The following is a 26,781-nucleotide window of genomic DNA, read 5'->3' on the forward strand; positions in this document are numbered from 1 at the left end:
CTCCAAGGAGCGCGAGTCAGTCCGAAGCCCGCTCGTCGGTTCGCGGGTCGGCACCACAGAGTTCCGCCAGATGCTCCGTCGTCTTCCTCGCGGTCGCCGACCACGAGTACTCCTCGGCGATCCGCTCGCGACCCTGCTCGCTGTAGCGTGCGTACCGCTCCTCGTCGCTTGCGAGGTCGGCGATCGCGCTCGCGAAGCCCTCCTGGTCCCCGACGGAGACGGTGACGCCAGCACCGTCGACCACGGACCGTATCTGGGTGAGGTCGCTCGTCACGACCGGCGTGCCCGTCGAGAGCGCTTCGAGCACCGTCCGCGGGAGCCCCTCGGCGCGGCTGGGGAGTACGAAGAGGTCGGCGGCGCGGTAGACCGCCGGCATCGCCTCGTAGTCGACCTCGCCGAGGAACCCCACCGCCTCGTCGAGTCCACGCTCGGCGACGCGGTCCTCGAGATCCGCCCGGAGCGGCCCGGTCCCGACGAACCAGAGCCGCGCGTTCGGGTGCGTCTCGCGAACGCGCTCGATGGCCGCCAGCGCGTCGCCAGGTCGTTTCCCCTCGACGAGGCGGCCGACGAACACCACCGCGGGGTCGCCGCCGATCCCCGAGCGCGCCGGGCCGTCCGGCGAGAACCGCGTCTCGTCGATGCCGTTCGAGACCACGTTGATGTCGGTCCGCACGCCGACCTCCCGGAGGCGCGAGGCGTCCTCGACGGTGTAACAGAACGCCGCGTCGGCGGTGTTGAACGTCGCCCGGCCGAGGCTCCGGAGGTACAGCCTGAACACCCACTCGGGGGCGGACTGGGAGTAGAGGCCGTGGTTCGTGATCGCGAGCGGGGTCGTGTCGAGTCGGCGTTTCAGCGCCGCGAGGTTCGTCGAGAAGTAGAGGTGTGAGTGGGCGTGGACGACGTCGTAGTCGTCGGCCTGCCGGAGGAATCGCGCGACCCCGACCGAGATGTCGTTGCCGAGGAGTTCGGCGGTCGCCGGCCGACGGACCACGGTGTAGCCGTCGCGCTCCTCGCGGCGCGGGCCGTCCTCGCCGATCGTGAGTACCGTCACGTCGTGGCCCATCGCGGCCTGGTCGCGGCTGAGCGCGTGGACGTGGTAAGGGCCGCCGCCGACGACGTCCGGATAGACTTTCTGTGCGACTCGGAGGATTCGCATCGGTCGTTCGAAACGCAGGCGGGGCAAAAACGGTTCGATACGTGGCCGTCGCGTGTGGCGATGACGGTCCCCGGGGTCCGACCGAGCGACATTCGGTAGGTTTTATGCGCCTGGCTTTCTCGCATCCGAAAATGATCTTAGTTACGGGTGGCGCGGGGTTCATCGGCGGCCATCTCGCCGAGACGTTCGCCCGCGAGGGCCACGACGTGGTCGCGCTCGACAACCTCGAACCGTTCTACGACGTCGGCATCAAACGACGGACCATCGACGCCGCGCGCGCCGCGGCCGAGGAGGGTGGCGGGAGCTACGAGTTCGTCGAGGGCGACGTCCGGGACGCCGAGACGGTCCACGACCTCGTCGTGGACGCCGAGTACGTGTTCCACCAGGCCGCACAGGCGGGGGTCCGCACGAGCGTCGAGAACCCCCGGAAGGTCGACGACATCAACGTCGAGGGGACGCTCAACGTGCTCGACGCGGCCCGCGAGTCGGGGGTCGAGCGTCTGGTGTTCGCGAGTTCATCGTCGGTGTACGGCAAACCCGTCTCCTTGCCCTACCAGGAGGACCAGCCGACGACGCCGGTGAGTCCCTACGGGGTCTCGAAGCTCGCCGCCGAGAACTACGTCCGGGTCTACGGCGACCTCTACGACATCCCGACCGTCGCACTCCGCTACTTCACGGTCTACGGCCCGCGAATGCGACCCAACATGGCCATCTCGAACTTCGTCTCGCGGTGTACGAACGACGAACCGCCCGTCGTCTACGGGGACGGCTCCCAGACACGGGACTTCACCTACGTCGCGGATATCGTCCGCGCGAACGCGAAACTGCTCGAAACCGACGCCGCCGACGGCGAGACCATGAACATCGGGAGCACGGACAACGTCTCGATCGAGACGCTCGCGACGACCGTCCGGGACGCCATCGCGCCCGACCTCGAGATCGAGTACGGCGAGCGACAGGCCGGCGACGCCGAACACACCCACGCCGACGTCTCGAAGGCCGGGGAGCTGATCGGCTACGAACCGACCGAGGACATCCGGAGCGGCGTCGAGCGGTTCATCGACTGGTACGGGGACAACCGGGAGTGGTACGAACCGCTCGTTCGCTCGTCGTGAGTCCGTTGTCGGGCTGAAACGCCAGGATTTAGCCGCTTCGCCCCCCAGCGTTCCCATGACCACCCGTGGCGCGATAATCGACCTCGACGGCACGGTCTACCGGGGCGAGACGCCGGTTCCGGGGGCACGGCGCGGCATCGACGCCCTCCGGGACGCCGGCTACACCCCCTGTTTCTTCTCGAACAACCCGACCAGATCGGCCGCGGGGTTCGCCGACCGGCTCGCGGGGATGGGCTTCGACGTCGATCCCGAACGCATCCGGTCGGCCGCCACGGTGACGACCGACTACCTCACGCGCGAACACGCCGACGACCGGGTCTTCCTCATCGGTTCGTCGGGGCTCCGTTCCCTGTTCGAGGAGGCGGGGCTGGCGCTAGTCGAGGCCCCCGAGACCTGTGACGTGCTGGTGGCCTCCTACGACCGGGGGTTCACCTACGACGACATGACCGCGGGGCTCCGGGCGCTCGAAGCCGGCGCGGCGTTCGTCGGTACCGACCCCGACGTCACGATCCCCACCGCTGATGGGAAGTCGGTGCCGGGGTCGGGGGCCATCATCAACGCGGTGGCGGGCGTCGCCGAACGCGAGCCCGACATCGTGGTCGGCAAACCCTCCGGAGAGGCCCTCGACGCGGCGCTCGCGGCTCTGTCCGACCCCGAGGAGTGCCTCGTGGTCGGCGACCGGCTCGACACCGACATCGCGCTCGGCGAGCGCGGCGGGCTGACGACCGTCCTGGTTCGCTCGGGCGTCACCGACGGGACCACGCTCGCCACGACCTCGGTCGAACCCGACCACGTGATCGAGAACCTTGGGGAGATCGGTTCGGTGCTCGACGCGCTCCGGTAGCCCCCGACAATTCCGACCAACGGACTCGGGGTTCCCGAACGTTTTTACTGACACTCGGCAAACTCGTGGGTGCTATGGCAGACGAAGACGAACTCAGATCCCAGATGATAGACGCGTTCGAAGGTGCCGACTACCCGATCTCGAGCCCGATGGACCTCGTGCCGGCGCTCCCGAACGGGCCGTCGACGAAGTTCGAGTCGGGCGACTTCTCGATGACTGCGATGGAGCTCAACACCAAACTCTCCGGTGGGAACTTCCCCTACGAGAGCCCCGAGAACTTCGTCGACGACGTCATCGAGCAGCTCAAGGCCCAGGACGAGCTCTGAATCGGGGTTCGAGGTTCGTCGCGTCGGAGTCAAAGAGTTAAGCCCGCGGCTGCCGAGACCCGACTATGACGGGGTTGGCGATGGCGTTCGAGACGGTCGTCGATACGCTGTTCCGGACGTTCGGACCGTTCGTCATCCCCGCGACGGTGTTCGTCCTCGGGTTGATCGGCTACGGCGTGCTGTTCGTGCTCAGCCGGTGGCTGGATTCGTACCGCTGAGCCCCGAAGCTTGAAGCCCACACCGACCGTCGTCGGTCGGATATGGAACCAATGGGCGAGTTTCCCGTTCCCGATCCTGAGACACTTCCGGACGACGTCCGCGAGCGCATCGAGCGCGAGACCGAGGACGCGGGGTTCACGCCGAACGTCTTCTCGGCGTTCGCCTACCGTCCCTCGCACTTCCGGGCCTTCTTCGCCTACCACGACGCGCTGGTCGAACACACCGCGCTCGAACGCGAGGAGATAGAGATGATAATCGTGGCGGTCAGCGGCGCGAACGACTGCTATTACTGTGTCGTCACCCACGGCGCACTCCTCCGGATCTACGGCGACGACCCGCTGCTCGCCGACCAGCTCGCCGCCAACCACCGGTCCGCCGACCTCGCCGAACCCCATCGCACGATGCTCGACGTGGCGGTGAAACTCACCGACTCACCGGGCAAAGTCGACTCGGCGGACGTCCAGCGCCTCCGCGAGGCGGGCTTTTCGGAGAAGGCGGTCTGGGACATCGCGAGCGTCACCGCCTTCTTCAACCTCTCGAATCGGATGTCGACGTTCGCCGACATCCGCCCGAACGAGGTGTTCCACACCCTCGGCCGCGACCCGTCCAGCTGACCAGGGTTCGTAGATCCACCCCACCGGTTCGTGTCGCGACCGACGTGACGACGAACCGTCCGACCGACTCGATGGACCACGTTCATCCCTACACGGACCGGACTCCCCTCGGATGACGACTCCCCCCGAAGCCGAAGTCGACGCGGCCCTCGGCTCGGCTCCCGTCTCGTTCACGGCGCTCTCGGGTGGACAGATCGGGACGGTCTATCGCGCGCGCCTCGCCGACGGTCGACGGGTCGTCGCGAAGGTCGGCGAAACACCGCTCGACCTCGAAGGCTGGATGCTCCGATTCCTCGCCAGCCACAGCGACCTCCCGGTTCCCGCCGTCCACCACGCCTCGTCGGACTTGCTGGTCATCGAGTACGTCGACGGGGAAACGAGCCACGACGCGGCCGTCGCGAGGGACGCGGCCGACCGTCTCGCCGCGCTCCACGACCGGCAGGCTTCGAGCTACGGCTTCGAACGCGACACGGTCGTGGGACCGGTTCACCAGCCGAACCCCTGGACCGACTCCTGGGTCGCGTTCTACCGCGACCACCGGCTCCGTCAGGTCCTCTCGGCCCGCGAGTTCGCCCCGGAGACTCGCGAACGGGTCGAAGCCGTCTGTGCCGACCTCGATGGCCTCCTCGCCGAACCGGACTCCCCGTCCTTGATCCACGGCGACGTCTGGACCACGAACGTCCTCTCGCGCGACGGCCGCGTCACCGCGTTCCTCGACCCCGCGGTCTACTACGCCCACCCCGAGATCGAACTCGCGTATATCGACTGGACCGGTACGTTCGGCGAGGCGTTCTTCGAGCGCTATCGGGAACATCGCGGGATCGAGCCCGGCTTCTTCGAGCACCGTCGCTACGTCTACCGGCTCTACCCACTGTTGATACACGTCTCGCTGTTCGGTGGTCAGTATCACGACGCGCTCGACCGGACCCTCGACCGACTCGGCTACTAAGGCGTCATCTCGCCGTCGTCGGTCGGAAACAATCCGACTGTCGTCGCTACGAGAACCGACGTTTCATCCGGGCGAACAGCCCCTTCCGCGGGTCGCCGCCGATCTGGTCCGGGCTGAGGTCGTCGTAGCCCGTCTGCGCGCTCGCGTCGGCCTCGTCCTCGTCCACGCTCGACTCGGCGGGTTCGGTCTCCGTCGTTTCCGTTTCGGCCGTGTCGCTTGCTTCCGCTCCCCCGCCGGTCTCCTCGGCGCGCTCGAACAACGACTCGGTGTCGTTGATCGCGGCCTTCACGGTGGCCTTGACGACGGGGACGTCCGCGGCCTCGAACCGGTCGCGCGAGACCGCGGTGTCGGCAGCGATGATCGCCGCGTCCGCGTCGGCGATCGTTGCCTTGCCGAGTTCGTTCTCGGCCCCCATCGCCCCCTGGATCTCGACCTGAATCTCGTGGCCGAGCCGTTCGGCGGTCTGTTCGAGGCTCTCGGCGGCCATCTGGCTGTGTGCGATACCGGTCGGACAGGACGTGACTGCGACGAGTTTCATTGGTCTCGGTCTCCGTTGGCTTCTGTGAGCAGTTCGTCTACTTCTCCTTTCGTGCTCGCGTCCAGCGCGCGCTCGGCGAGCCGTTCGGCCTCGGTCGAATCGATCGCCTCGATCCGGGCTTTGACTTCGGAGAGGGTGACGGCGCTCATGCTCAGCTCGTCGAACCCGAGGCCGACGAGGAGCTCGGTCAGCGCGGGGTCGCCCGCCATCTCGCCGCACATCCCGACCCACGCGTCGGTACCCTCGGTGGCCGCGACGACTTGCCGGAGCGCGCGCACCACGGCGGGCTGACGGGGGTCGTGGAGGTCGGCGACGCGTTCGTTACCCCGGTCGGCGGCCATCACGTACTGCGTGAGGTCGTTCGTGCCGACCGAGAGGAAGTCCGCTCGGGCGGCGAGATCGGGTGCTAGAAACGCCGTCGCCGGCGTCTCTATCATCGTCCCGACCTCGGGTCGTGCGACGGGTTCGCCCGCCGATTCGAGCTTCGCGACCACCGCTTCGACCCGCTCGCGCCCGGCCTCGAACTCCTCGACCGTGGCGACCAGCGGGAACATGATGGCCAAATCCCCTTCAGCCTCGCCCGCGGCACGGATCAGCGCCCGGAGCTGGGTCTCGAACAGCTTTTCGTCTACTCCGAGCGACCGCCGGATCCCGCGCTCGCCGAGGAACGGGTTCTCCTCCTCGGGGAGATCGAGGTAGGGGATCGGCTTGTCGCCGCCGATGTCGAGGGTCCGGACCACTACGCGTCCGTCGGGGAACGCCGCGAGCGTCTCGCGGTAGGCCTCGTACTGCTCCTCTTCATTGGGAGGCTCCTCCCGATCGAGGAAGAGGAACTCGGTGCGGTAGAGTCCCACCCCGTCGGCCCCGCGTTCGGTCGCGCCCTCTATCTCGACCGGCTGGCCGACGTTCGCGGCCACCTCGATCCCCCGGCCATCCGCCGTCGTCACCGGCTCGTGGCGGACCTCGGCACGGTCGGTCTCGGCCGCCCGCTCGCGGGTTCCCTCGTCCGGTTCAACGACTACTTCGCCCGCCTCGCCCTCGACGACGACCGTCGTGCCTTCCTTGACCTCGGAGAGTTCGTCACCGACGCCGACGACGGCGGGCAGCGCGAGCGATCGCGCGAAGATCGCGGCGTGGGAGGTCCGCCCGCCCGTGGCGGTGACGAACCCCGCCACGGTGTCGGGGTCGAGCTGGGCGGTGTCGCTCGGGGTGAGCCGTTCGGCGAATACAACCGTTCCGTCGGCCAGCCCCGAGAGGTCCAGCCGCTCCGCGCCGACGAGGAGCCGTACGAGGCGGTCGCGGACGTCCCGGAGGTCGTCGGCGCGCTCGGCCATCCGGCCCTCCATCCCCTCGAACTGCTCGATACCGCTCGCGAACCCCTCCTTGACGGCGTGTTCGGCCGGCAGCCCGCTATCGATCTCGTCCTCGACCGCTCCCTCGATCTGCGGATCGCCGAGGAACTGGATGTGGGCGTCGAACACCGCCGCCTCGTCGCTCCCGACGCGCTCGGCCGCCCGGTCGCGTTCGGTCTCCAACTCCTCCCGCGCCCGCTCCCGCGCCGATTCGAACCGTTCGCGCTCCGTGTCCGAGTCGACCGTCTCGCTTACCGGCGGGTCCGAGAGGTCGACGGCCTCGTCGGGCTGATACCAGACGACGCTACCGACGGCCGAGAGCGGTGTCGCGCCGATACCACGGAGGGTTCGTTCGGTCATGAACGACAAGTCACTCCTCGCCCTCCGGCGTCGAGAGCACGGTTTCGAGCGCGTCGAGCGCGGCCTCCTCGTCCTCGCCCTCGGCGACTAGCCGTACCTCCTCGTCGTGGCCGACGCCGAGGCTCGTGACGGCGAGCATGCTTCGCGCGTCCACGAGGTCACCGTCGACGGGGCCGACCTCGATGTCACAGTCGTACTCGTTCGCGGTCTGGACGAACTCGGAGGCGGGCCGAGCGTGGAGGCCGGCCTCGGGGACCACCGTCACCGTGCGTTCAGTCATCGTCTATCGCCGCCTCCATCGTGGCCTGCACGTCCTCGGCGGTCTCCGCTTCGTAGAGCGACTCGCGAACGTCGTCGTGCATCAGCGAGCGCGAGAGCGACGCGAGGATCCCGAGGTGTTCGTCGCTGCCACCCTCGGGGACGAGGATCATGAAGACCAGGTGGGCGGGTTCGTCGTCCATCGAGTCGAAGTCGAGGCCCGCCGACGATCGGCAGAAGGCCACCGAAGCCTGGTCGATGGCGTCCGTCTGTGCATGGGGGATCGCGATCCCCTTGCCGACGCCGGTCGTCGTCTCCTCTTCGCGTTCGAGGAGCGCCGCGAGCGCTGCCTCGCGGTCGTCGACGCGCCCGGCATCGACCACCACGTCGAGGAGGGACTCGATCGCGGCCTCCTTCTCGGCGGGTGGCTCGTCGAGCGTGATCAGGTCGGTCGGCATCAGTTGGTCGATGTCGTAGAGCATTGCATGTTCCATCTCGTGGCTGTATGATGTGTGTTGTGTTCGATCGTGGCGTTAGTCGTCCGCCGACCGCGGTGTCTCCGCCGCCCCGGTCGTCCCGCTCCCGCGTTCGAGGTCCGCGACGGTGACCTCGAAGTCGGGTTTGAGGAGCGTCGCGATCACGGCCGTCACGAGCGTTCCGAGGACGATACACCCGAGGAAGGCGAACGGCTGGTTCGAGAGCGGGACCACGAAGATCCCGCCGTGCGGGGCCGGCATCGTGACCCCGAGCCCCATCGAGGCCGCGCCGCCGACCGCGCTCCCGGTGACGATCGCGGGGATGACGCGGAGCGGGTCGGCCGCGCCGTAGGGGATCGCCCCCTCGGTGATGAACGAGAGCCCGAGCGGGACGGCGCTCTTGGCGTTCTCGTACATCTCCGCGGTGTACTTCTGCGGCGCGACGAAGTTCGAGAGCGCGAGCCCCAGCGGGGGGATCATCCCGCCGATCATCACCGCCGCCATCGGCGCGTAGATCTGCTCGGTGATGAGCCCCACCGAGAAGACGTAGGCGACCTTGTTGATCGGCCCACCCATGTCGAGCGCCATCATCCCGCCGAGGATCGCACCGACGAGGAGCGCCTGGCTCCCCTGCATCCCGCTCAGGAAGCTCGTGAGCCCGGCGTTCGCGATGGCCACCGGCACGCCGAGTACGAAGATCACTATCGGCGAGAGGATCACCATCGTCAGGACCGGGACGATCAGCACGGGCATCATCGGCTTGATGAACTCCGGCACCGAGCGCCGCTTGAACCAGCGCGCGACGTAGCCCGCGAGCAGCCCGGCGACGAGCGCGCCGAGGTAGCCCGCCCCCGCCTCACCGCCCGAGAGCCCGACGACGTCGCCGGCCGCCTTGAGCACCTCGCCCTGTTGGATGATGTACGACAGGAGGAACCCGGGGGCGAGCCCGGGTCTGTCGGCGATCGCGTACGCGATGTAAGCCCCGAGGATCGGGACCATGATCGTCAACCCCGCGTTGCCGACCTGCGCGAGGAACCAGCCGAGGGTCCCCGTCGCGTCGAACACCGACCTGACGTCGCCGAAGACCGACGCCGACGCGTAGGCCAGCGCGAGGAAGATCCCGCCGATCGTGACGAACGGGATCATGTGCGATACGCCGGTCATCAGGTCCTCCTTCACCGACGTGAGATACGACCTGATCGCCGCCTCCATCGAATCGCTGGTGGCCATGGAACTCTCCTCGACGATCGTTCTATATCGCCTAAATACTACCGAACGTGATCGTTTTCGATCGAGATGCCGTGAACGACGGGAAACTGTGCAAACGGTCGATCCGTCCCGACTCCGGGCTCAGCCCACGTCACCGACGGACGACCGAGCGGGGATCGTGGTGCCGGGGACGCCGACGACGCGGGACGCGACGGTGACCCCGCGCCGGAGCGCGTCCTCGTCGGTCGCTCCCTCGGCGAGCGCCGCCAACACGCCTGCGAGCAGCGCGTCGCCCGCCCCGACCGTATCGACCACCTCGGCTTCGGGGGCCGGAACGTGGACGGTTCCGGACCGCGTGGCGACGAGCGCGCCGTCAGCACCCAGCGAGGCGACGACCCGCTCGAAGCCGGTCGCCCGAAGCGTCTCCGCGGCCCGGGCGCACTCCTCGACGGTCGCGGTCGGCGCGCCGGTCGCCGCCGCCAGCTCAGCTCGATTCGGTTTGCAGAGCGCGTAGCTCCCCGTGAGACGGTCGAGCTGCTCGCCGCCGACGTCGACGACCGTCTCCCGGTCCGTCGAGGCCGCGATCCGGTCGATGGCCTCGATCCCGAGGCTCGGGGGCAGGCTCCCCGCCACGACGACCGTCTCGGGGTCGTGCGCCTCGATCCGGTCGATCACCCTGTCGACGACCGCCCCCTCGACCGACGGGCCGCGGTGGTTGACCTTGTACTCCGCGTCGGTGAGAACGGTGGTGTTCAGCCGGGTTCGGCCGTCGGTCTCGACGAAGTCGTGTGGGATCCCGTCGACCGTCAGCCGCCTCGCCACGAACTCCCCGAGGAAGCCACCTAAAACTCCTGTAGCCAGCGTCTCGGCACCGAGCCCGTCGAGGTACTTCGCGACGTTGATCCCCTTCCCGCCGGCGTCGAACCGCGCCTCGCTCGCGCGCTGGACGCGTCCGGCTTCCAGGGCCTCGTCGAGGCGAACCGTGTGGTCGACGGCGGGGTTCAGCGTCACCGTCAGTATCACGATTCACCCACTAGCATCCGGACGTCGGCGTTCTCGAGCGACTTGCGTTCGGTCTCGCCGGGCGGTCGGTCCGTGACGAACGTGTCGATGGCCGCGAGGTCGGCGAACCGGACCACGCTGCGCTCGCCGAGCTTGGTGTGGTCGGCGACCAGCACGACCCGTTTCGAGCGCTCGATCATGAGCTCCTTCATCCGGGCCTCCGCCTCGTTCGGCGTCATCAGCCCGTCGGCGTCCATCGCGTTCGTCCCGAGCACGAGGAGGTCGAAGCGCATCCGTTCCATGAACCCCTCGGCGGTCGGGCCCACCAGGGCTCGCGTTCTGCCGCGCAGCGTCCCGCCGGTGAGCTTCACCTCGCGGTCCTCGGCGGCGAGTTCGAGCGCGACCAGCGGCGAGTTCGTGACCGCCAGGGCGGCCTCGTCGGTCGATAGCCGTTTCGCGACCTCCATCGTGGTCGTCCCCGCGTCGAAGAAGACCACCTGCTCGCCGACCATCTCCGCGGCCGCGCGCTCGGCGATCGTCGCCTTCTCGGTGAGGTTCCGGATCCCCTTTTGCTGGTGGCTCCGTTCGCGGCCCACGCTCGTCACCGGCACCGCGCCGCCGTGGGTGCGCTCGACCAAGCCCTCGTCCGCGAGCGCGCCGAGGTCGCGACGAACGGTCGCCTTCGAGACCTCGAGTTCCGTGGAGAGCTCGTTCACCGAACAGCCCCCGTTCTCGGACACCAGCTCGATGACCGTCCGTCTCCGCGTGGCGGGTAGCATGAATGGTCGTCGGCTACCGTTTTCGTTTCTGCAATCTTAGTCGTTTTCCCGTTCGTTTCCGATCGAAATATAGCGTACGAACGTCGATCCCACGTCGCCGACCGTCGTCAGTCTCTTTGACAGCTCTCCACACACTTTCGGTCGTGTCCTCCCGGGAGCGGAGTGGCCAATCACGAGCGGTCAGCTGCGTTCGCGTACGTCAGGACGTCGACTGTGACGTTGGGACCTGATAGAGCACTACGCGACCGACCAGGAGGACGAGCGCACCGACGCCGACACCGAGCAGTGTCGCGGGCACGCCGAACAGGGCTCCGCCCGCGAGCGCGGTGCCGACGCCGACCACCCCGCCGAGCACCATCGAGACGAGGATGACGCGGCCGTCGAACCCGCGCCAGTAGAGCGCGACGTACACAGGTAGAAGAAGCCCGGTGGTGAGCAACACCGCTCGAAAGCTGTAGAGGTCGAAGATCGTTCCCGGCGGGTTCGCGCTGATGGCGGTCGCGAGCAGCCCGAAGACCACCGTGGCGTACCGCGAAACTTTGAGCTGGTGTTCGTCCGAGGTGTTCGGTCGGAAGTAGTCGTAGATGTCCCGGCTCACCGTCACCCCGAGCGCGTGGAGACGGGTGTCGGTGGTCGAGAGGATGGCGCTCATGATCCCGAGAATGACTACTGTGCCGATCAGCGTTGGCATGTACTCGGTGATCAGTATCGGGAACGCCCGGTCAGTGTTGGTGACCGTGACTCCCGCGTTGTCGAGCGTGACACCCGTTGCAGCACCCAAAACTGTTGTGACGACGAGGAAGCTCCCGATGATCACCCCGCCGGCCGCGAGGTGGAACTTCGTGGTCTCGACGTCCTTCGTGGCGTTGATTCGGATGATGACGTTCTGCCCAGTAAAGATCGTCCCGAAGAAGCCGAGGATCGAGCTCACGATCGTGATCAGGGTGTACTGGCCGCCGAGCGGGGTGACGTTCTGTGGGTCGATGGCGGCGAACTGGGTGTTCGTCGCGGTGAACCCACCCAGGTCGACGACGAGGTAGGCTGCTGTGAGGGTCATCAGCGCCACTATCACCGTCCCCTGGAGCAGGTCGGTCCAGGCCACGCTCACGAGCCCGCCGAGCACCGTGTAGGCGATGAAGACGATCCCGATGACCCAGACCATGTACTCGTAGGGAACTCCCGTGATGGCGGTGACGAGCACGCTCGCGCCGACGAGTTGGATGATGAGGTAGACCCAAGCGTTGCCGAACAGGATCGCGCCGGTCACGGGACGGGCGTACTCCCGGCCCGTCACGTTGGCGACGATATCCGAGAGGGTGACCTTGTCGAGCGCTCTGACCTTGTGGGAGACGAAGTACAGTCCACTAATACCGAGCGCCAGCCCGAAGTTGACGCCGACGAGGATCGCATAACCCACCTGCGAGGTCTCGCCGATGACGCCGATGGCGGCGACGGCGCTGAAGAAGTTCGCCACCAGCGACCACGTCGCGAGCCACTTCCCGAGATTTCTGCCGTAGACCCAGAAGTCGTCCTTGGTCTTCGTCCTGGTGTAGCCCCACAGCCCGATCCCGAGCACGAGGAGGAGGTAGACGATGAACGCGCCGAGGTAGACCTGGTTGACCATCTATTCGGCGGCCTCCTCGCCGGGGAACGGCTTGCCCATAATGGTGTGGACCACCACGTAGTGGATCGCGCCGAGGCTTCCCGCGAGAACCGTCGCGACCGCCATCACGAAGGTCGTCGTCGGGAGTCCGAACACGTCGAGTATCGGTATCACGCCACAACCCATCCCCGACACCCAAAATAAATCCACCGGCCGGGGTTCGTTTCTCCTCCCTCAGAACCCGTCGGTGGCGTAGGCGATCATCACCCGGCGTTCGACCCGTTGGAGCCGGTCGCTCACGGTGCCCGGCGCGAGGTCGAGCCGCTCGGCGAGCGCGCGGTGGGTCGTCCCGCGCGGCACCTCGTAGTATCCCTCGCGGACCGCCAGGTCGAGCAGCGCCGCCTGGCGCTCGGTGAGGAGGGCGTCGTCTCCAGCCGGATCGAACTGCCCCACCCGCTCGACCGAGAGCGAGACCCGCTCGGGCAGCGCCGCCACCGCCCGCCGGATGCCGATGGCGGTGCCGACCACCGTGACCCGCGCTTCGGATTCCCCGTCCGCGATCCGGTGGTCGATCGGCCAGTCGACCACGATGTCGTTCCGATACAGGATCGAGAGCAGGTCGCCGATGAGGCCCGCGCTCCGGTAGTGGGCGTAGACGATGCCGTGCTCGCCGGTGCCGGCGACGTCGTAGCGTTCGACCCGGTCGCTCGCAGCGAGGAGTTCCTGCGCGACGTCGAGGTCGCCCCGGAGGTCGGAGAGCCCGACGTACCGCCCGTCGTCGACCGGCCCGAGGTACCGGGTCGACTCGATCGACACCGTCTCCGACCGGTCGAACCGGGCGACGACGGGGTCCGCTGCCATCCCGGTCAGCGACACCGTCGCGGAACGGAGGGTCTCGGCGGCCATGCCACCGCTTCGGGACCCACCCCGGTAGCTCCTCGGCTTCGGGTCGTGCCGGTTCGGTGGTCGTATAATGGGTTCCATCATGCTAGGGGGAACTCCCAACCCCGCCGCCCGTGTAGGGTGGATCGAATGAGCAACGATACAGCGGACGTCGAGTACCCGCCCGGCCCGTCGGGGCTTCCCGTGGTCGGGTCGATGCCCAGGTCGGTCCTCGAAGGGCTGGCGTTCAGGGAGCGGATGGCGAACGAGTACGGCGACGTCGTCCACTGGGAGAGCCCACAAGGACCGGTCTACCAGCTCAACCACCCCGACGACATCGAGCACGTGCTGGTCCACAACAACACCAACTACGTGAAGGGCCAGCAGTTCCAGCGCGTGCTCGGTCCGCTCACCGGCAACGGTATCCTCAACAGCGAGGGCGAGGCGTGGCGTCGCAACCGCCACCTCGTCCAGCCGTCCTTCCACCCGAAGCGGATCCAGGTCTACGCCGAGATGATGACCGAGTTCACCGATACGATGCTCGCGGACTGGCAGGACGGCGAGACGCGCGCGATCCACGAGGACATGATGGAACTCACCCTCCGGATCGTCTCGCAGGCGCTGTTCGGTGTCGACATCGACCGGTACGTCGACGACATCGAACGCGCCGTCAACGCTTTCCTGCCGGCGACCTCGAGCCTCCCGAACCTCCTGCTCCCGGAAGCGGTTCCCCTGCCCTCCCGCCGGAAGATGGCTCGCGCCCGCGAGACCCTCGACGGCGTTGTGGACGAGATCATCCGCGAGAAACGCGCCGACCCCGGCGAACACGACGTGATCTCGATGCTGCTCGCCGCCCGCGACGACGACGGCGACCCCCTCTCGGACGAACAGATCCGCGACGAGGTGATCACCCTCATCACGGCGGGCCACGAGACGACGGCGGTTTCACTCACGTACACCACCTACCTCCTCGCCCAGCACCCGGAGGCCGAGGCGAAACTCGTCGCGGAGATAGACTCGGTCCTCGACGGCGAGCGCCCGACGATGGCCGACCTCCCCGACCTCACCTACACCGAACGGGTCGTGAAGGAGTCCATGCGGCTCTTCCCGCCCGTCCCCGGGATCGTCCGGGAGGCCGAGGCGGCCGACGAACTCGGCGGCTACCCGATCCCGGCCGGCGCGAAGGTTTTCATGAACCAGTGGGTGGTTCATCGCGACGCCCGCTGGTACGACGACCCGCTGGCGTTCGACCCCGACCGCTGGACGCGGACGTTCGAGAAGTCGCTGCCACACCTCGCGTACTTCCCGTTCTCGGCCGGCCCGCGCCGGTGTATCGGCGACCGGTTCGCGATGCTCGAAGCCCGCCTGCTGCTGGCGACGGTCTACCAGGACTACCACCTCGAACTCGCCTCCGACCGGAACCTCGAGGTGGTCCCGACGGTGACCTCCCGACCGAAGGAACCCGTCTCGATGGTGGTTCACGAACGGTCCGCGACCGGGTCGTCGTAGGGGAGCGTCGCCGCGAGCCGCCTCGCGACCGACGGACTCACCAGTCCGGCCATCTCCATCGCCTCCGCCTCGTGTTCGTCGAGTTCGAGGACGCTCCGGAAGAACCACGAGACGGTGACGTAGGTCTCGTGGAGCGTCGCCGCGCGCTCGCGGCCCGGTTCCGTCAGCGTCGCCCCCTGGTACGGCTCGTAGGTCACCGACCCCTCGCTTTCGAGCCGCTGGAGCATCTCGGTGACCGTCGCCGGCGACTTCCCGAGGAGGTCGCCGATGGCACCCGGCGCGACCGGCGGCTCCCCCCGCTGTGTGAGGATGTAGACCGCCAGCAGGTACTGCGCCGTTCCGCTCATCGGCGTTCGACGGGCCGGCGCTCGCTCGTCCCCGGACCCCCTCCAGAACCGAGCGGAAGGGCTCGCGAACCGTCGATGTACGGCCGGGTCCCGCCGAGCTCGGTCACGTGACTGCCCCTTGCCGTGACCCCGCTGGTTTCGTGCCGTCGCGCGACATACCTTTAGGCAAACCTAAAAACTGTTAACCGTTCCGGTTCCCCGGTCACGGCGAACTCGACGGTGCCGACGCCCGACCACTCGCTCGAACGGAGCATCTCACAACAGTATGTTTACACTTTAACCCGGGATCGAGCGCGTTCACGAACGGAGATGGGAACGAAACCCCTCGCGGACCGTGCGAGATGGACCGAAAACGATCGCTCAGTTTCGCGTTCCGGCCGACGTGACGAACGCGAACCGACTGGCGGTGGACGACCGCCCGAGCGGCCGGTGGGTGGTCGATGACCGACCAGGGTACCGGGTCGTGGCTCGCCGCCCGGTTCGACGTCTCGTTCGACCGGACGACCGCGGCCGTGGCGGCGATGGTCCTCCTCGACGTGGGCTGGTGGCTGCTGGTGGTCGACGGCCACCTCCCGATGCCGGGGATGATGTGGCTCATGGATCAGGGGATCCCGATGGCCGCGCCGGGCGCGATGGAACGCGGCGTCTTCCACGTCGGCACGCTCGGTGCGATAGCGGGCTATCTCGTGATGTGGGGCGTGATGATGTGGGCGATGATGCACCCCGCGATGACCCGGTTCGTCCGGGAGTACGCCGCCGCCCACGAGGGGTCGGCGCTCGCGGTCACGACCGCCGTCACGGGCTTTCTCGGTGGCTACTCCCTCGTCTGGCTGGGCTCCGGCGTGCTCCCGCTCGGGCTCGACGCGGTGTTGCCGGGCGGCATCTACGGGCTCACGCGCGCCCACACCAGCCTCGTCGTCGGGGGGGTTCTCGTCTGCTGTGGGCTCTATCAGCTCTCGTCGTTCAAGCAGTCCCGGCTGCGGACGTGCTGTGCGTCCGTCGACGCCCACACGAACGGCCTCGGCGCCGGCTTCGCCAACGGGCTGGTCCACGGGGGCAGCTGTGTGCTGGTCTGCTTCGGGCCCTTCTTCCTCCTCATGCCGTTCTTCGGCGAGATGAACCTCGTCTGGATGGTGGTCCTGACCGGCGTGGTCGCGCTCGAACGCCTCCCCGACTGGGGCCGCGAGATCGCGACCGCGACGGGCCTCGCGGCGTTCCTCGCCGGCCTCGCGGTACTCCTCGTCCAGCCTCCGCTCCCGATCGCCTTCGGGATGTAGGCTCCGCGTCGGCCACCGCTTTCCCACAATAGCCCATCGTTCTATACCGACGAAACGTTTTTTACGAAAGGATTAAATTTGGTTTATCACAGGACCGGACCGGATGACGCGCACTCCTGCGCGGATGACGTCCCATGGCCCAGTGCAGCGGTCGTGCCGCCGATCGGGAGTGGCCACCACCGACCGGCGACTTCTCTCGCCACTCCCCCGAGGGGGGCCACCCCCCGCGGCATCGACCGGACGGGTGCCAGCCCCGGCACTGCCACGGTTCCGTTCACCGGACCGTGGAACGGCTCCGGACATCCCGACCGGGAGGACGAACAATGATAGGAGAAGACGCTTTCTGTCCCAAGACGGGCGCATCGCTTTCCGACGAACGATACTACGACGAGACCGGGCGACCGAAGCGGGTCGTCACCGCGGACGAGCGCTCGCTCGCGGCCCAGGCCGCGGGCGAGTTCACGACCGGCGCGGTCCGGTCCTCGAAGGCCGCGCTGTTCAACCGGTTCCGTGACTGCCACGACCGTCACCGGCCCGCCGACGACCGGCTCTACCGAAAGGCGGCGCTGGCGCTCGCACGCCTCAAACGGGTGGGCGAGGGGGCCGAGTCCTGGGACGTCCACGTCTGGTACGCGCTCCGACGCCGGCTCGCGACCGCCGGCTACGACGTCGACTGGATGCACGCCCACGTCGAGCCCCGGTGTCCGCGGTGTCACGGTCGGCTTCGGTACGAACAGTACGAGACCGGCATCACCGCTCGGTGTGTGAGCGGCTGCGACGACGGGGCCGACCAGCTCCCCGCCATCCGCGAGACGGTCGCCGCCCTCTACGGCCGCGCGTTCGACGACGCGGTCGACCCGGACGCGTTCGTCCAGTTCTGAGCCGCGTCCCGCTCACCGGACGACGTCCGGGCCGTTGCTCCCCGATACGGTGTCGATAGTTGCACTGCCGATGCCATAAAACCGAAGTCGTCGGGGTTCGTGCGTAAAATCGACCATGAACCCACCCGAGACGCCGCCGGAACGGCTGTCCGAGCGCGAGCTGTTCACGGAGCTAGTCGACCTGCTCGACGAACCCGACGACCCCGAAGGCTACACCGAGGCCCGCTTTCGCGCGCGCCGCGCGGCCCTCCTCGCCGAGGTCGGCGACCGCCTCGAAACCCTCGAAGCCGTGAAGTCGCTGCTCGAACCCGTCGAGCCCGCTTCCGACGGCGTCACGGAGATCGAGATGGAGTCCGACCGGGAGCCCTGAGAGCTCGCGACCTCGCACGAGAACCGGTGTTCCGTCCGGCGGGACTGACTGTCGCGGCGGACGGCCGACGGTGTTTTTCAGCCCCCGTCGTCGATGGGCGTTACGGACCGGGCCGACGCAGCGGTTGTGGATGACCGCCCGGGCGACCCACCGACCGGTGACGCATTTCGACCGATGGTGAGCCTGTTACTCGCACTCTACCTGCTGTATCGACGACGAACGACCGACGGATCGGAGCTCGACGGCTCCGAACCGGACGACGCCGACGACCCGGACGCCACGCCCGCCCGATGACGGCGGGCGCGGCACGATGTTCTCCCCGACGCATGCATACATCACTACAACGACAAGTCACGACGATCGAAACGAATCACGCGACACGACGGCCGTGCGCCCCCGACCGACGGGCGCGCGGCCGGGGGGTGTGAGCCCGATGGCGCGAAAGGACATGCGGCTCGTCGAGGTGATCACGATGTCGCGCTCGACCCGCGAGACCGTGATGGAGGTACTCGACGACAACGACCTGGACTACACCGTCTCCGACCGTACCGACGACCCGGAGACCTCCGCGACGGTCTCGTTTCCGGTGCCGGCGAACGCCGTCGAACCGATCCAGACCGAACTCGCGAACCTCGACCTCGGTGCGGACATGTACACGGTGGTCGTCGAACCCGAGACCGTCACTTCAGAGCGGCTGGGGCCCTCGGACGACCGCTTCGAGCAGGTCGAGGGGCTGGGCCACCAAGGGATCTCGCGCGGCGAGCTCCACTCGAAGGCCGCCGACCTGATCCCCGACCCGGCGATCTACTCGCTCCTGACGGCGGTGAGCGCGGTGGTCGCGACGGGTGGGGTGATGCTCGAATCGGTCTCCGTGCTCGTCGGCGCGATGGTGATCGCACCGCTGATCGGCCCGCCGATGGCGACCTCCGTGGCGACCGTGATCGACGACCAGAAGCTCTTCGTCCGGAGCCTGAAGTTCCAGGCGCTCGGCGCGGCCGTCGCGGTCGCGAGCGCGGTCGGGTTCGCGCTGGTCGTCAGAACCACACATCTCGTCCCCACCGGCATCGACCTCGAAGCGGTGCTCGGCCTCAGCAACTACACCGCGTCGAGCTTCCTGCTCGTGGTGGTGGCGCTGAGCGCGGGCTTCGCGGGCGCGATCAGCCTCTCGACCTCCGCCAACATCGGGCTGGTCGGCGTGATGATCGCCGCCGCGATGATCCCGCCGCTCGGCGTGGTCGGCGTCGGTATCGCCTGGGGCCGGCCCACCGCCGTCGTCGGCTCCATGGCGGTGGTCCTCCTGAACGTGCTCTCGATCAACCTCGCGGCGATCATCTGTCTCTGGTATCTCGGCTACCACCCACGGAGCTGGTCCGAACTCCGGAAGGCCCGGAGCACGATGCTGCGCCGCGCGGTCGTGCTCGCGGCGGCGGTGGTGATGCTCGTGACCTTCCTCGCCCACCTCGCGACCGGCAGCCTCGCGGACCTCATCGCGATAGTTCCCGACCTATGACCGACGACACCCAACCCCCGGATCCGACGAACGGGACGAGCTCGACCCAACCGACCGAACCGACGCATAGCGACGCGAACGACACGGCCGACACCGACGAACCGCACCGCTCCACTTTCGAATCGCTCCACCCCGTCGCCCGGGTAGTCACGACGCTCCTCGTCGAGCTCCTCTGGCTCGTGGGGCGACTGGTGGTGGTGGGCGGCCGGCTCGCGGTCTCGTTCCTCACCGAACGCGAGCGCCGGATCCGCGCCCAACGGTGGTTCCTGCTCGAAGGGCGACGCTGGGCGATCGTCGGCGGGCTGGTCGGCGGCATCGTGGTCGTCGCGTTCGGGCTGAGCCTCACGGGGGTGTTCGGGATCGACCGGAGCGACTTCGTGACGAGCATCTTCACCACCGTGATCGCGGGGCTGTTCTCGTTCGTCCCGATCATCATCGCGGTCAACCAGCTCACGATCTCCCAGCTCTTCGGGACGCCCGACGACCTCCGCGAACAGATCCACGGCATCGCGGCCTTTCGCGCCACCATCGAGGACCGCCTCCCCGACACCGCGGTGAGCCCCACCGACCCCGGGCGGTTCGCCGCGCTCGCCAACGGCGTGCTCTCGAAACGCGCCGCCGAACTCGAACGCGCCTGCACGGACATCGGCGACGAGGCGCTCGAAACACGGGTCGAACGCTACGCCCGGCGGGTCATCACCGCGACCACGCGGCTCGAAGGCCGCCTCGACGGCGACCGCCTCCGGCTGATGGAGGTCCTGTTGCCGATGATGGGCGACGGCTACTCCGAGAACGTCAACGAGGCGCGCCGGATCCAGACCGAGTACGAGCTCCCCGAGCGCGCCGACGACCTCCTCGCCGACCTCCGCGACCTCTTCGTCTCGATGGACGTCATCCGGCAGTACTTCAAGGCGCTCTACATCAAACAGGAGCTCGCGCGGCTCTCGCGGCTGATCGCCTACACGGGCATGGCCGCGTTCCTCGTCTCGCTGTTCCTGATCCTGCTGTTCGCCAACGGGGTTCCGGCGGGCGGCTACGGCACCGGTATGCTGTTCGTCGTGAGTGCTGCGCTCGGGGTGGCCTCGCTCCCCTTCGCGGTCTTCTTCGCCTTCATCGTCCGGATCGCCACCATCGCGAAACGCACCGCCGCGCCGGGCGCGTTCACGCCGCGCGGCGAGACCCCGGACTATATCGAGGCCCTCCGGGATTCCTCGCGGGAGCGCCCATGAGTCCCGACACCGCTCACGGCTACACGCGCCGGGCGGCGCTCGCGCTCGCGGGCGGCGTCACGGTTGGTCTCGCGGGCTGTCTGGGTGGTTCGACCACCACCCACGGCTGGCAGCGGGTCTCCTCCCCGACGAAGAAAGCGCTCCGCGACGTGGTGTTCACCGGCCGCGGCCCGGTCGCGGCCGGCGAGGGCGGTCGCGTGCTCGCCCGCACCGACGACGACTGGGAGACGGTCGTCGAGCGCGGTCCCGGAAACGCGAGCAACGGCCTCACCGGCGCGGCCACGACGGGCGACGGCGAGCGGGTCTGGGTCTGCGGCGACAGCGGTGCGGTCGGGCGCTACGACGTCCGGAGCGAGGCGATCACCGACCACTCCGCCCCGAAGGGGAAGACGAGTTCGTGGGCGGACGTCGCGGTCGTCGGCCGCGCGGGCGACGAGCGCGTTCTCCTCCTCAACGGTTCCGGCGAGCTCCTCACCGGCCGCGTCTCCGGGGGGTCCGTTCGGTGGGGCACCATCACGAAACCCTCCGGCGGGGACAGCGCCGACGCCATCGCCGCCCGCCCGCGGGCGAGCTACCTCTGTGACTCGACCGGGAGCGTCTACCGCGGCTCCGCGAACGGCCAGTGGCGGTCGGTGGGCATCGACGACGTGAGCACGACCCTCCACGACGTCGCCATGCTCGACGCGGAGACGGTCACGGTCGTCGGCGACGACGGCTCGGTGTTCGTTTATGATGGGTACGACTGGCTCGCGGTCGCCTCGGTTGGGAACGCGCTCCACGCGGTCGACCGCCGTGGCGGCCGCGGTGCCGCCGTCGGCCCCGGTGGCACGGTCGTGGCGGCCGACGGCACCGAGTGGACGACGTCCGAGACACCGGTCTCGACGACGCTCCACGGTGTCGCGCTCGGGACCGTCGAGTACGCCGACGTCGCCGTCGGTGCCGATGGAACCGTTCTGGAGAACTTCGCGTGAGGACGGCCCGCGCCGACGTGACGAAAATATCGACGATCGCAACGTTTTATTACATCCGAGAATCTACGCAACGATACACGCCCACCCGGGACGACGCGTTCGAACCGCCGAACGCGGATGACTCGCGGGCCGCTATCCAGCGATTTCTGCGACTTCGATTCGATCGGGAGTCCCGCGACCGCGGACCTCGTTCGACGCGAACCGATGGGCGTGGATCGATTGACGGTCGACGAACCGATTCGAAACCGACGACTCGCCCCGAGCGGGTCGACTCACTTCCCGAGCGCCACTGATGTCAGTCACTGCCACCGTCGTCGACGCGTTGAGTCGCATCGCCGGGATGACCTGGGAGACGTGGTGGGCGCTCGTGCTGGGGTTCACCATCTCCGGGGTCGTCGAGGTGTTCGTGAGCGAGCAGCGGATGACCGAGCTCCTCGGCGGCGACGGCCGGCGCGAGGTCGCGCTGGGTTCGCTGTTCGGCGCGGCCTCCTCGAGCTGTTCGTACTCCGCGGTCGGCACCGCGAAGTCGCTGTTCAAGAAGGGCGCGTCCGGAACCGCGAGCCTCGGCGCGTTCATGTTCGCGAGCACCGATCTCGTGATCGAACTCGGGTTAGTCCTCTGGGTGCTGCTCGGCTGGCAGTTCGTCGTCGGGGAGTATCTCGGCGGGATCGTCGCCATCGCGGTCCTCGTCACGCTCTTTCGGCACGTCGTCCCGGCGAGCTGGTTCGAGGCCGCGCGCGAACACCTCCACGAGGTGGAGGAGACGACCTGTGCGGCCTGCGGGATGGACGCGGCTCCAACCGACGACGACACCGCGACCCTCGAAACCACCGGCGGAACGAGGTATTTCTGCTGTGGCGGCTGCCGGCGGGCCTACGAGAGCCAGCACGACGACGTCGACGGCGACGACGTCCCCTGGAGCCGGAAGCTCCTCACCATCGACGGCTGGGACGCCGCGTGCGCGAAGACCATCAAGGAGTGGGAGATGCTCTGGACGGACATCGCGCTCGGGTTCGTCCTCGCGGGGGTCATCGGCGCGTTCGTCCCGAGCGCGTGGTGGGGCACGCTGTTCGGGGCCGAGCACGGTTTCGCGTCCGTCGTGGTCGCGACACTGCTCGCGGTGGGGATCGGCGTTGTGACGTTCATGTGCTCGGTCGGGAACGTCCCGTTCGCGCTGGTGCTCTGGACGAACGGCCTCCCGTTCGGGAGCGTGCTCTCGTTCATCTACGCCGACCTCATCATCCCGCCGCTGGCGAGGACCTACCGACGCTACTACGGGACCCGGATGGCGGTGGTGCTGTTCGGGTCGTTGGCGCTCGCGGCGGTCGTGGCGGGTATCGCGGTCCACTACCTGATGGGCGGGCTCGGATTGATCCCTACTCAGTCCGCCGTTGGCGGCACGCTGTCGGGCGAGTACACCACCATCCTGAACCTCGTGTTCACGCCGGTGTTCGTCTGGCAGCTCTACATGACCTACGGCCCCGAGCGACTGGAGGCGGCGGTGCGGTCGCTGCCGTTCGCCGTGTGGCGGGCGGGCGAGACCGCGCTCGACGCCGGCGGCTTCCTCGCCCGGATCGGCCGCGCGTTCGGTGCCGACCTCGCGACCGCGGGCCGTACCTTCGGGGACGGCGCGCGCTCGGTCGGCGGCGGCGTCGCGACCATCGCCGGCGCGGTTCGGTTGGCGCTCGTCGCCGTCTACGACGCCTGTGCCGCGCTCTACACGGCGGGGCGGGAGCTCCGGTAGCTGCCCGCGGCCGTCGTCGTCGGATCGACGACGACCGAGCATCGAGCGGAAACCGACCGAGAATCGAATCGCTGACCGACTGACGAGAATCCGACGACTCCTGAACCCATGCAAGAGAACCCACTTCGTTCGACGGCTGCACAGCTCCGCGAGACCATCGCCGACGCGGTCGAGCGCTGCAAGCGCGCGCTCGACCGGACCGACTGACCCTCGGTCCGGTATCGCCGCTCGCCGAACCGCTTCCGACCGACACGACGACGCCGCTTTTGACCACACTCGATGACACCCGACAGCATCCGCCGCCGCACCGATCCCGACCACCTCGATATCGTGACCGGTCGTCCCGCGGCCGCGGCGGCGGTCGTCGGCTTCGACGTCGCGGTCTTCGCGGCGCTCCGGTACGCCCCGGAGTACCTCCGGCTGCTCGGCAACGGCCCGCTGTTCATCGGTCTCTTCGGCAGCCTCGCGGCCCTGATCGGGCTGGTGTACCCCGCGTTCGATGCGGGACTGGACCGGCTCGGTTCGCTGGCCGGTCCGGTGCTCGCGGGACTCGCCTCGTTCGGCCTGGTCTGCTGGCTCCTCGTCCCACAGGTCGGGGCGGGCCGACCCACGACACTGGTGTTCGTTGGGCTGCTCCTCGTCGGGCTGTGGCCCGCCTTCGACCTCGGTATCGGCCTCGACGCGGTCGTGCCACGGCACGTCGCCGAACGCGTTCCGCACGCGTTGCGACACGACCGGGCCTCGCGGTACGCCGCCATCCTGCTCGGCCTCCCGGCCGTGGTCTGGGTGCTGGTCGAGGTCTCGCCGGCGCGTGCCGCGATCCAGGTCGTGCTCGGGCTCGCGGCCGGGCTCGGGCTGACGACCGCCGTGTTCCTCGCGGTCCGTGACGACTCGACGATCGGGGTGCTGTCCAGCCCGTCCGGCGAGCCGTCGACCGCTCGCCGCAGGCGGCTCCGTGGGGCGCTCGCCGCGTTCCGCTCGCTGCCACGCGCGTCGCGACAGCTCGCCCTCGGCGAGACCCTGGTCGCGCTCGCGGTCGGGATGGTGTCGGTGTTCCTCGTCATCACCGTGACGAGCGTGCTCCGGATCGACATCGTACTGCTCGGCTTTCGGTTCCGGCCCGACGCGTTCTTCGGGCTCTGTCTGCTGGCCGAGACCCTGGTCGCGCTCGTCGCCCCCCGCCCGCTCGACCACCTCGCCGACCGGCTCGGCCGCGAACGCGTCGCGACGGCACTGCTCCTCGTCGCGGCGCTGTTCCCGGTCGCACTGGTCGCCGCGCCCGCGAACCCCGCGGTCGTCGCGGCGCTGTTCGCGGCGTTCGGCCTCTATCACGCCGGGCTCCCGCTCGGTCGGCGCGCCGTCGAATCGACCCTCGACGCCGACGACGTCGACCGCTACCGACTGCTCCGGGCGACGGTTCGCGTTCCGACCGCCCTGGTCGGCGGGGTGGTCTACGCCGCGAGCCCGACGCTCGCGTTCGGCCTCGCGACCGTGGTCGGCGCGGTCGGGGTGCGTGAGTTCCTCGTGGGGGCCACCTGGCCCGTGGAGTCGACCTGACGACCGATGACCCGCGAAGAATCGCCGACCGACGCGGACCGTCGCACGCTTCCCGGCGCGTTCGGGTGGCTCACCACCCTCGACCACCGGGATATCGGCGTGCTGTACGTCGTCTTCGGGGTCGCGGCGGGGCTGCTCGGCGGCCTCGACGCGCTCCTCCTCCGAACCGGACTGCTCACACCAGCCGCCGACGTCTGGGGGGCGGGAACCTACGACGAACTGTTCACCACCCACGGCCTGACGATGCTGTTCCTGTTCGTCACGCCGGTGACGTTCGGGCTGGCGAACCGGGTGGTTCCCTCGCTGGTCGGGGCCCGCGAGATGGCGTTCCCGCGACTCAACGCCGTCGCGTTCTGGCTCCTCCCGCCGGCCTTCCTCCTGGTGCGTGCCGGGACGGTCGCCGACGTGTTCGGGGTCGGCTCGATCACCCCGCCGGCGACCGGCTGGACGTTCTACCCGCCGCTCTCGACGGTCTCGACCAACGTCGGCCTCGATTGCACGCTGCTCGGGCTCCACCTGAGCGGGGTCGCCACGATGCTCGGCGCGGCGAACCTCGCCGTCACGGTCGTCGCCGAACGCGAGGTCGGCTGGCACCGACTCGACGTCTTCTCGTGGACGATGCTCGCCACGAGCGGCCTCGTCCTCGTCGCCTTCCCCGTGCTCGGAACTGCCCTCATCTGCCTGCTCGCCGACCGGAATTTGGGAACCACCTTCTTCGCCGTCGAGGGCGGCGGGCCGCTGCTCTGGCAGCACCTCTTCTGGTTCTTCGGTCACCCCGAGGTCTACATCCTCGCGCTCCCGCCGATGGGGATCCTGAGCCACCTGATCCCGAAGTTCAGCGGGAGAGAGCTGTTCGGCTACGAGTACATCGTCTACTCGACGCTCGCGATCGCGGTGCTCGCCTTCGGGGTCTGGGCCCACCACATGTTCACGACGGGCATCGACCCCCGGATCCGGGCGAGTTTCATGGCCGTCACGCTCGCGATCGCGCTCCCGAGCGCGGTCAAGGTCTTCAACTGGCTCGCCACGATGTGGGGCGGGCGGATCCGACTCACCGTCCCGATGCTGTTCTGTGTCGGGGCGATCGGTAACTTCGTTCTCGGCGGCGTCACGGGCGTCTTCCTCGCGGCGGTTCCGGTGGACCTCGTCTACCACGGCACCTACTACGTCGTGGGCCACTTCCACCTCGTTCTCGTCGGGATGGTGGTGTTCGCGCTGTTCGCGGCGTGTTACTTCTGGTTCCCGCTCTTCACCGGGCGGCTGTACGACCCGACGCTCGCACGGGCGCACTTCTGGCTGACGACGGTCGGCGTCGCGGTCGCCTTCCTCACGATGCTGGCGCTCGGGGCGGCGGGGCTCCCACGCCGGATGGCGACCTATCCCGTTCGCTTCGCCGGGTTCCACCAGGTGATCACCCTCGGCGCGTTCCTCATCGGCTTCGCCCAGGTGCTCTGGGCCTGGAACGTGGTCGCCTCGTGGCGTGCGGGTCCCGTCGTCGAGTCGGCCGACGTCTGGGACCTCCGCGAGAACGGCGGGCTGACACGCGAGTGGCGGGCGTTCGAGCGACGACTGGCGGCCGAGGCCCCCGACACCGACACCGAGGACGACCCCGCTGACCGCCCCACCCACCGCGACCGGTAACCAGGCCGGCGACCGGGTTCGAGCCCCGGGCGCGCCGTCGACGGCACCAGCCGTCGTGACCAC

Annotated in this window: 29 protein-coding genes; 17 read left to right on the plus strand and 12 right to left on the minus strand. The window is 68.6% G+C overall.

The annotated features are described in order from the left end of the window. Nucleotides 1-16 precede the first annotated feature (16 nt). Nucleotides 17-1,156: a glycosyltransferase family 4 protein gene (locus D3261_RS15430; protein WP_120073886.1), complete on the minus strand. Its 1,140-nt coding sequence runs from the start codon at nt 1,154-1,156 to the stop codon at nt 17-19. Nucleotides 1,157-1,287: 131 nt separating this feature from the next. Between D3261_RS15430 and D3261_RS15435 the strand changes: the two genes are divergently transcribed. The 6 genes from D3261_RS15435 (at nt 1,288) to D3261_RS15455 (ending at nt 5,223) form a co-directional block, all read left to right on the plus strand. Next, complete coding sequence (locus D3261_RS15435) at nt 1,288-2,271, plus strand: NAD-dependent epimerase/dehydratase family protein (protein ID WP_120073888.1); 984 nt, start codon at nt 1,288-1,290, stop codon at nt 2,269-2,271. A gap of 55 nt (nt 2,272-2,326) precedes the next feature. Continuing rightward, nucleotides 2,327-3,115: an HAD-IIA family hydrolase gene (locus D3261_RS15440; RefSeq protein ID WP_120073890.1), complete on the plus strand. Its 789-nt coding sequence runs from the start codon at nt 2,327-2,329 to the stop codon at nt 3,113-3,115. A 74-nt stretch (nt 3,116-3,189) separates the two neighbouring features. Beyond that, complete coding sequence (locus D3261_RS15445) at nt 3,190-3,441, plus strand: MTH865 family protein (protein ID WP_120073892.1); 252 nt, start codon at nt 3,190-3,192, stop codon at nt 3,439-3,441. Nucleotides 3,442-3,506: 65 nt separating this feature from the next. Next, on the plus strand, nt 3,507-3,659 hold the full coding sequence (locus D3261_RS20095; RefSeq protein WP_153300669.1) for a hypothetical protein: 153 nt from the start codon (nt 3,507-3,509) through the stop codon (nt 3,657-3,659). Nucleotides 3,660-3,701: 42 nt separating this feature from the next. Then, the gene (locus D3261_RS15450) at nt 3,702-4,274 is read left to right on the plus strand and encodes a peroxidase-related enzyme (protein WP_120073894.1); all 573 of its coding nucleotides are present in this window, start codon (nt 3,702-3,704) and stop codon (nt 4,272-4,274) included. 112 nt (nt 4,275-4,386) lie between these two features. Next, a complete protein-coding gene (locus D3261_RS15455; protein ID WP_120073896.1) occupies nt 4,387-5,223 on the plus strand; it encodes a fructosamine kinase family protein in 837 nt (278 codons plus the stop codon). Nucleotides 5,224-5,269: 46 nt separating this feature from the next. On the opposite strand, the gene D3261_RS15460 is transcribed toward D3261_RS15455, so the two are convergent. The 10 genes from D3261_RS15460 to D3261_RS15500 form a co-directional block, all read right to left on the minus strand. Beyond that, nucleotides 5,270-5,761 carry a PTS fructose transporter subunit IIB gene (locus tag D3261_RS15460; RefSeq protein WP_120073898.1) on the minus strand — a complete coding sequence of 164 codons (492 nt, stop codon included), beginning with the start codon at nt 5,759-5,761 and terminating at the stop codon, nt 5,270-5,272. Then, the gene (ptsP, locus tag D3261_RS15465) at nt 5,758-7,473 is read right to left on the minus strand and encodes a phosphoenolpyruvate--protein phosphotransferase (RefSeq protein ID WP_120073935.1); all 1,716 of its coding nucleotides are present in this window, start codon (nt 7,471-7,473) and stop codon (nt 5,758-5,760) included. Before ptsP ends, D3261_RS15460 begins: the two co-directional genes overlap by 4 nt. Nucleotides 7,474-7,483: 10 nt before the next feature. Then, nucleotides 7,484-7,753, minus strand: coding sequence for a phosphocarrier protein HPr (ptsH1, locus tag D3261_RS15470; RefSeq protein ID WP_120073900.1), 270 nt, complete (start codon nt 7,751-7,753; stop codon nt 7,484-7,486). After that, nucleotides 7,746-8,213, minus strand: coding sequence for a PTS sugar transporter subunit IIA (locus tag D3261_RS15475; protein WP_120073933.1), 468 nt, complete (start codon nt 8,211-8,213; stop codon nt 7,746-7,748). The genes ptsH1 and D3261_RS15475 overlap by 8 nt, the downstream gene beginning before the upstream one ends. Nucleotides 8,214-8,264: 51 nt before the next feature. After that, nucleotides 8,265-9,437 (minus strand): PTS fructose transporter subunit IIC, encoded by a 1,173-nt coding sequence (locus D3261_RS15480; protein ID WP_120073901.1) that lies wholly within the window; start codon nt 9,435-9,437, stop codon nt 8,265-8,267. A gap of 120 nt (nt 9,438-9,557) precedes the next feature. After that, nucleotides 9,558-10,439 carry a 1-phosphofructokinase gene (gene pfkB, locus D3261_RS15485; protein ID WP_120073903.1) on the minus strand — a complete coding sequence of 294 codons (882 nt, stop codon included), beginning with the start codon at nt 10,437-10,439 and terminating at the stop codon, nt 9,558-9,560. Continuing rightward, nucleotides 10,436-11,197, minus strand: coding sequence for an HTH-type transcriptional regulator GlpR (gene glpR, locus D3261_RS15490; RefSeq protein ID WP_120073904.1), 762 nt, complete (start codon nt 11,195-11,197; stop codon nt 10,436-10,438). The genes pfkB and glpR overlap by 4 nt, the downstream gene beginning before the upstream one ends. 199 nt (nt 11,198-11,396) lie before the next feature. Further along, nucleotides 11,397-12,821 carry a sodium:solute symporter gene (locus D3261_RS15495; RefSeq protein WP_120073906.1) on the minus strand — a complete coding sequence of 475 codons (1,425 nt, stop codon included), beginning with the start codon at nt 12,819-12,821 and terminating at the stop codon, nt 11,397-11,399. After that, nucleotides 12,822-12,974 (minus strand): hypothetical protein, encoded by a 153-nt coding sequence (locus tag D3261_RS20100; RefSeq protein WP_158589406.1) that lies wholly within the window; start codon nt 12,972-12,974, stop codon nt 12,822-12,824. A gap of 60 nt (nt 12,975-13,034) precedes the next feature. Next, nucleotides 13,035-13,706, minus strand: a complete 672-nt coding sequence (locus D3261_RS15500; protein ID WP_120073908.1) for a helix-turn-helix domain-containing protein — start codon at nt 13,704-13,706, stop codon at nt 13,035-13,037. Nucleotides 13,707-13,832: 126 nt separating this feature from the next. On the opposite strand from D3261_RS15500, the gene D3261_RS15505 reads away from it, so the two are divergent. Next, entirely contained in the window at nt 13,833-15,191 is a 1,359-nt protein-coding gene (locus D3261_RS15505) for a cytochrome P450 (protein ID WP_120073910.1), read from the plus strand. On the opposite strand, the gene D3261_RS15510 is transcribed toward D3261_RS15505, so the two are convergent. Next, the gene (locus D3261_RS15510) at nt 15,161-15,538 is read right to left on the minus strand and encodes a metal-dependent transcriptional regulator (RefSeq protein ID WP_120073912.1); all 378 of its coding nucleotides are present in this window, start codon (nt 15,536-15,538) and stop codon (nt 15,161-15,163) included. The two genes, D3261_RS15505 and D3261_RS15510, sit on opposite strands and share 31 nt — an antisense overlap. Nucleotides 15,539-15,978: 440 nt before the next feature. Between D3261_RS15510 and D3261_RS15515 the strand changes: the two genes are divergently transcribed. The 10 genes from D3261_RS15515 (at nt 15,979) to D3261_RS15555 (ending at nt 26,718) form a co-directional block, all read left to right on the plus strand. Then, nucleotides 15,979-16,815, plus strand: coding sequence for a DUF2182 domain-containing protein (locus D3261_RS15515; RefSeq protein ID WP_120073914.1), 837 nt, complete (start codon nt 15,979-15,981; stop codon nt 16,813-16,815). Nucleotides 16,816-17,138: 323 nt separating this feature from the next. Further along, on the plus strand, nt 17,139-17,696 hold the full coding sequence (locus D3261_RS15520) for a hypothetical protein (RefSeq protein WP_120073916.1): 558 nt from the start codon (nt 17,139-17,141) through the stop codon (nt 17,694-17,696). Between the two features lie 115 nt (nt 17,697-17,811). Next, a complete protein-coding gene (locus D3261_RS15525; RefSeq protein ID WP_120073918.1) occupies nt 17,812-18,066 on the plus strand; it encodes a hypothetical protein in 255 nt (84 codons plus the stop codon). Nucleotides 18,067-18,159: 93 nt separating this feature from the next. Further along, the gene (locus D3261_RS20105) at nt 18,160-18,360 is read left to right on the plus strand and encodes a hypothetical protein (RefSeq protein WP_158589407.1); all 201 of its coding nucleotides are present in this window, start codon (nt 18,160-18,162) and stop codon (nt 18,358-18,360) included. Nucleotides 18,361-18,499: 139 nt separating this feature from the next. Continuing rightward, nucleotides 18,500-19,576, plus strand: coding sequence for a TIGR00341 family protein (locus tag D3261_RS15530; RefSeq protein WP_233554015.1), 1,077 nt, complete (start codon nt 18,500-18,502; stop codon nt 19,574-19,576). Further along, complete coding sequence (locus tag D3261_RS15535) at nt 19,573-20,805, plus strand: hypothetical protein (RefSeq protein WP_120073920.1); 1,233 nt, start codon at nt 19,573-19,575, stop codon at nt 20,803-20,805. The genes D3261_RS15530 and D3261_RS15535 overlap by 4 nt, the downstream gene beginning before the upstream one ends. Further along, nucleotides 20,802-21,776 (plus strand): hypothetical protein, encoded by a 975-nt coding sequence (locus D3261_RS15540; RefSeq protein WP_120073922.1) that lies wholly within the window; start codon nt 20,802-20,804, stop codon nt 21,774-21,776. The genes D3261_RS15535 and D3261_RS15540 overlap by 4 nt, the downstream gene beginning before the upstream one ends. 292 nt (nt 21,777-22,068) lie before the next feature. After that, a complete protein-coding gene (locus tag D3261_RS15545; protein ID WP_120073924.1) occupies nt 22,069-23,520 on the plus strand; it encodes a permease in 1,452 nt (483 codons plus the stop codon). Between the two features lie 279 nt (nt 23,521-23,799). Continuing rightward, nucleotides 23,800-25,077: a transporter gene (locus D3261_RS15550; protein WP_120073926.1), complete on the plus strand. Its 1,278-nt coding sequence runs from the start codon at nt 23,800-23,802 to the stop codon at nt 25,075-25,077. Nucleotides 25,078-25,083: 6 nt separating this feature from the next. After that, nucleotides 25,084-26,718, plus strand: a complete 1,635-nt coding sequence (locus D3261_RS15555) for a cbb3-type cytochrome c oxidase subunit I (protein WP_120073928.1) — start codon at nt 25,084-25,086, stop codon at nt 26,716-26,718. The last annotated feature ends 63 nt before the right edge of the window (nt 26,719-26,781 follow it).

The organism is Halococcus sp. IIIV-5B (assembly GCF_003602035.1).
Lineage (GTDB): Archaea > Halobacteriota > Halobacteria > Halobacteriales > Halococcaceae > Halococcus > Halococcus salsus.